This is a genomic window from Vreelandella sp. L-25, from assembly GCF_056857535.1.
Map to the genome: position 1 here is coordinate 1 of NZ_JBSXNH010000032.1, position 5,019 is coordinate 5,019.

The following is a 5,019-nucleotide window of genomic DNA, read 5'->3' on the forward strand; positions in this document are numbered from 1 at the left end:
CTAGAGCCTCCTGAAGGGCCCAGCGAGACCAGCTGGTTGATAGGCACGGTGTGGAAGCGCTGCAAGGCGTTGAGCTAACGTGTACTAATGGCCCGTGAGGCTTGACCCTATAACACCCAAGGGGTCTGGTCGCCGTGATAACGATGAGTGTGAAAACACTCGGATAACCGGATACGTGTACTGAGCCGATCAAACGGCTTGGTAAGAGACGCACACAAAACACAGCATGGTATGCATTTACAGTTACGCCTGACGACCATAGCGAGCGTGAACCACCTGATCCCATGCCGAACTCAGCAGTGAAACCGCTTAGCGCCGATGGTAGTGTGGGGTCTCCCCATGCGAGAGTAGGTCATCGTCAGGCACTTATCCCGCAAAAAACCCAGCCCATCGGCTGGGTTTTTTGTTTTTCTATGTGTCGTTTTATGTCCGTGTTTTTATGTCAGAATGTGAACTCCAAGGAGGAGCGCTATGACACAAATGCAATGGGATCAGTTACTTTCCCCTCGACGCCTTCACGATAAACGAACAGATAGCACCCGGGAAATTGGGCGTAGCCCCTTTCATAAAGATCATGATCGCATTGTCTTTTCCGGCTCTTTCCGACGCTTGGGGCGTAAAACCCAAGTGCACCCTCTGACTGAAAACGACCATATTCACACACGTTTAACCCACTCCCTTGAAGTTGGCTGTGTCGGCCGCTCTCTTGGAATGATTGTGGGCGAGCTGCTGCGTGACCGCCTCCCTGACTGGATTACCCCCGCTGATTTGGGCGTTATTGTGCAAACGGCGTGTCTGGGTCATGACATCGGTAACCCGCCCTTTGGTCACGCCGGTGAGTACGCGATACGCGACTGGTTTCGCCGTGCCCAGGGAAGTGGCCTGCTGGAGGGCCTATCAGAGGCAGAGCGCGAAGACCTGCTGACCTATGAAGGCAACGCTCAGGGCTTTCGCGTGATTACCCAGATTGAGTACAACCAGTTTAACGGCGGCATGCGCTTATCGGCGGCTACGCTCGGCACGCTGCTGAAATACCCATGGACGGTACGCTATAGCGGCCGGGCGGGTAAGTTTGGCTGCTACCAGTCAGAGCAGGCGCTGTTAAAAGAGGTCGCAGATGCGGTTGGGCTACTTCCCCAAGGGGAGCAGCGCTGGTGTCGCCACCCATTGGCTTGGCTTGTCGAAGCGGCAGATGATATTTGCTACGCCTTGCTAGACCTGGAAGACGGTCTGGAGATGGGCATTCTTCGCTACGAGGAAGTGGTTGAGATTCTGCGTCAAATTGCCGGTGAGTTCCCACCGGAGTATGCCGAGATGCAGCGTAAAAATGTCTCGCAACGCCGCCGTATCGCCCTACTCAGAGGCGCTGCTATGGAGCGGGCCGTAAACGATGTGGGGGCTGTATTTGTACAGCATGAGCAGGCGCTACTCAGCGGTACCCTCAGCGAAGACTTGTTAGAGCTGTGTCACCCGGATTTAGGTTGGGGTGTGCAGTCCGCCAAGCAGCTGGCTCGTGAGCGTATTTTCCAGAATGAGCGCAAGGCGAAGCTGGAGATTGGTGCTTACACCACGCTGGGTATCCTGTTAGAAGCGTTTATCGGTGCGGCCCATGAGCTGCACCACACCGGGCAAAGCTCTTTCAAGCACCAGCGGGTGCTGGCGTTAATTGGTGAGAATACACCGCTACCCTCATGGACACTCTATGACAGTTACCGGCGAATGCTGGACTTCATTGGTGGGATGACCGACCACTATGCAGTCGATCTTGCTCAAGAGATGGGCGGCCGCTTACGCGGCGACTAAGCCATCCATTAAACGGACGGCTGGCGGAGATGCTTGAGCTCCATCAGCCGTGCTCGTTCCAGCAGAATGTGGATGACCTTATCGTGAATGGCATCGCTCATCTGCCCTGGAGTGATGTCAGTGAGCTGTTTGGCAAGCTGCTCGCCACTGACCACCAGGATATCCGGTGAAGCCTCGCTGGTATCAATTTCCCACCCCGGTAGCACCAGTACCCCTTTGACCGGCACCGGTACACCACAGCGGCGCTCTAACCACTGGCTGAGCCAGTTAACGCCTTGCCGCGTTTTATGCAGCGGCCGCCGTTCCTGCCAGTGGGGGAAGCGTAACCGCTCACGCTCTACCGCCACACAGTTCAGCTCCTTGCCATCGGTACCAATCGCCAGCGCCCTTGCCCGGGTTTCCACCACAAACACGCCATGAGGGGTCACGACGACATGATCGATAGTGAAACTGTCGGTAGGTACATCGTGGAAAACATAATAAGGGTGCGCTTCGGGGCGCACTAAGCGCTCCAGCTCCTGCCCCACCGCCAACTCGCAGGCAAGCCCCAGCTTTAAGCGTCGAATGCGCTGGTAGTCACGTATTAGCAGCAGCGAAAACGCCAGCACCAAAATGGTACTTAGCAAGCCGTAAAGCGCCCACTCTACCCAGTCTTGTTTATCGACAAACAGCATACGGCCCATGCCATATACTAGCGGCGCTAACGTGACTAATGGCCCCAGGGTGCCATTCAGGAACAGGCTAGAAAAGGCTTGGTCGAGCCTATGACGAAGGGCCTGACCAGGTTCGCGCAGCGGTGCATTAAAGGGTGAGTGTACGCGGGCATCGTGAAGGCTACGCAAGGCTAATACAATGCCGCCCATGGCTGCCATGGGGAACAAGAAGATGAGCGGTAGTAGGTATTCCAACCAAACCATTGTCGTAACTTGCCCTTTAGCCATGAGCTTAAGGTCGTGCATCGTGTTATATGGCGATGCATCAACCGCCAGCTAATTTTACCTGATAACCCATTGAGGTTAAGACATCGCGAAGTATTTCGCGATGATCGCCTTGAATTTCAACCACGCCCTCTTTAACTGCACCACCCGTACCACAGCGTTGTTTAAGCGTTTTGGCCAGCGTCTTAAGCTCTGTGTGGGCCAGTGGGAGACCGCTGATAGTCGTCACGCCTTTTCCTTTACGCCCGCTGGTTTCACGGCGTATACGCACAATGCCATCTAATGCGGCAAGACGCTCTTGCTCGCTGGTGTCTTCGCAGCAGCAATTATCAATAGGGGCTCGGCAGTCGGGGCAAGTTTTGCCATGCTCAGTGGAGTAAACAAGGCCACCTAGCTGATCACGTAATGAAGCCATACTATTTCTCTGTTGAGTGATGAAGCATTGCGGCCTGCCATCGCTCGTGGGTCAGTTGTTCAACAACGGCAGGCAGTTGGTACATGTTGCTAATCATAATAGCGCCTTCCGGTGTTGCTTCGGCATCGGGGAAGCGATTCAAATGAATCACTGTCATGCCCGCTTGCAGAGCTGCTTGAACGCCAACTAAGGCGTCATCGATCGCTATGCAGTCTTTTGCCGCAAACCCCATGATACTGGCTGCGTGAAGATGTAAACAGGGCTCTGGCTTCCAACAGTTAGCGGTGTAGCCACTAAATAGACGGTGAGCAAAGTAATGGCTAAGCCCTGTGGCATTGAGTGCGGTGCGAATCTTCGTTTCTGGCCCGTTCGATACCACCGCGCTTGGGTAGCGTGATAGGGCGTCAAGTGATTCCCGGGCACCGGGAATGGTGGTTAACTCATTGGCTAACCGGTCTGCCAGATTGGCCCGCATGGTTTGTTCCATGCGGTTTAACCGGTCCGCATCTACTTCACCGTAGCGGGTTTGAAGTTCTGCCACAATGCGTCGGAAGCGGGCACCACGAAACTCCCCTAGGTAATCGGAGGAGGCAAACGGTAGGCCCACCGTATTGAGGCCGCGCGCCATCTCTTCAGCAAGCAGGGGTTCGCTATCGACGAGGGTGCCATCACAATCAAACAGCAGAAGTGGAAGCGGCATGGGAATTCCTTGCAGCGTTACAAGCGCTACTCGCGTTAATTAAGCCGACTAGACTGCTATTGAACGAGATTTTTGGGACTTTGTGAACGCTGTTTTATAATTTTTTACGGTTAGCCCGCCTCTAGGTGCCATTTATCCATGTCATCACTAAGTTAACTACCCGGTTTTTAAGGCAATCTATGTTAATCGCTAGGAGAAGAGCTATAGTGGTTAGGCGACGCCGCAATAACTATAAAATGGAGATGTATATGCGATTCAACCCTTGGTTACTCTCATTTGTATTTGGTACCGCGCTGATGGCCTCTGCGGCTAGCGTGTTGGCAGAAACTGAGACCAATGCCGATAGCGAGCAGCACCAAGCGCTGGATGATGCGGCGCTAGAAGAGAAGTACGGTATTAAGGCAGGCTCTGTTCAGCGCGATGAGCAGCCTTCCTCTGATATGTCGGCTTCGGAAGCGTCTAGTGCTGAAGAGGACGCTGACACGGCCGAAGTCGATAGCAGCACTGAGGCAAAGAACACTGGCTCTGACACCGAGGGCAGCAGCGCTGAGACGGAGAGCATCAGTACTGATACAGAGAGCAGTAGTACTGATGCCGATAGCGAAAATACTGAAGGTGGCACGGGTGGTACCGGCAGCGCTGAAGATGCGATTGAAAGCGGTGAAGATGAGCAGAGCAACGACGATAACGAGTAACCTACCGCCGTTAGCGGGAGAGGCGTCGTGAGTTGGTTCTACTGCGTAGATGGTAGGGTTTCATCGCTTTTCTGGCTGGTAATCCACCAGGGTGCGTACTGACCACTCATCGCGCTGAAAAACGCTTTTTGCATTACGAGGCCAGCTTCTATGCTGGCCTCAATTTTTTCGGTCACCATGCGCTGGTTTTCGCGCATCATAGTGAGAGCTGCCTGGTGAATAAATGTGGGGTGGCGCTCTCTAGTAATAGCCTATTGGTGCTGCATTGCAACAAAAAAGGCGGCCCGAAGGCTAATGCCAGTCAGTTAAGCCTGACTGGCATTTTTCGTTTGCCCGGCGAAGCCGGCAAACCCGGCCATCTGAAAGAAGGTGGCGTCACCCCGACTGAGGGGAAGACAATCCGACTGGCAAGGGCGTCACTGGCCAACGGTGGGGTCTGAAGGAAGCCATAGGAAGTTAACGGTACAC

5 protein-coding genes and 2 rRNA genes are annotated in these 5,019 nt (G+C 54.2%); 4 read left to right on the top strand and 3 right to left on the bottom strand.

The features are described 5' to 3' along the window. From AC13CN_RS02415 to AC13CN_RS02425, 3 genes are all read left to right on the top strand, one after another. Nucleotides 1–109 (top strand): 23S ribosomal RNA (locus AC13CN_RS02415); the annotation flags it as partial. Nucleotides 110–248: 139 nt separating this feature from the next. Beyond that, nucleotides 249–364, top strand: a 5S ribosomal RNA gene (rrf, locus tag AC13CN_RS02420). A gap of 107 nt (nt 365–471) precedes the next feature. Then, the gene (locus tag AC13CN_RS02425; RefSeq protein WP_062363374.1) at nt 472–1,803 is read left to right on the top strand and encodes a deoxyguanosinetriphosphate triphosphohydrolase; all 1,332 of its coding nucleotides are present in this window, start codon (nt 472–474) and stop codon (nt 1,801–1,803) included. Nucleotides 1,804–1,811: 8 nt separating this feature from the next. On the opposite strand, the gene AC13CN_RS02430 is transcribed toward AC13CN_RS02425, so the two are convergent. The 3 genes from AC13CN_RS02430 to AC13CN_RS02440 all read right to left on the bottom strand — a co-directional run bounded on the left by AC13CN_RS02430 (nt 1,812) and on the right by AC13CN_RS02440 (nt 3,856). Continuing rightward, a complete protein-coding gene (locus tag AC13CN_RS02430) occupies nt 1,812–2,720 on the bottom strand; it encodes a nuclease-related domain-containing protein (protein ID WP_062363371.1) in 909 nt (302 codons plus the stop codon). A 61-nt stretch (nt 2,721–2,781) separates the two neighbouring features. Beyond that, nucleotides 2,782–3,156, bottom strand: a complete 375-nt coding sequence (locus tag AC13CN_RS02435) for a translation initiation factor Sui1 (RefSeq protein WP_044630426.1) — start codon at nt 3,154–3,156, stop codon at nt 2,782–2,784. 1 nt (nt 3,157) lies between these two features. Next, entirely contained in the window at nt 3,158–3,856 is a 699-nt protein-coding gene (locus tag AC13CN_RS02440; protein WP_044630427.1) for an HAD family hydrolase, read from the bottom strand. Between the two features lie 248 nt (nt 3,857–4,104). Between AC13CN_RS02440 and AC13CN_RS02445 the strand changes: the two genes are divergently transcribed. Further along, entirely contained in the window at nt 4,105–4,551 is a 447-nt protein-coding gene (locus AC13CN_RS02445) for a hypothetical protein (protein ID WP_228219978.1), read from the top strand. Nucleotides 4,552–5,019: the final 468 nt, after the last annotated feature.

Excerpts from the sequence above, each read along its gene's own strand:
- AC13CN_RS02425 (WP_062363374.1), top strand. The coding sequence starts at position 472 with ATGACACAAATGCAATGGGATCAGTTACTTTCCCCTCGACGCCTTCAC.
- AC13CN_RS02430 (WP_062363371.1), bottom strand. The coding sequence starts at position 2,720 with ATGGTTTGGTTGGAATACCTACTACCGCTCATCTTCTTGTTCCCCATG.
- AC13CN_RS02435 (WP_044630426.1), bottom strand. The coding sequence starts at position 3,156 with ATGGCTTCATTACGTGATCAGCTAGGTGGCCTTGTTTACTCCACTGAG.
- AC13CN_RS02440 (WP_044630427.1), bottom strand. The coding sequence starts at position 3,856 with ATGCCGCTTCCACTTCTGCTGTTTGATTGTGATGGCACCCTCGTCGAT.
- AC13CN_RS02445 (WP_228219978.1), top strand. The coding sequence starts at position 4,105 with ATGCGATTCAACCCTTGGTTACTCTCATTTGTATTTGGTACCGCGCTG.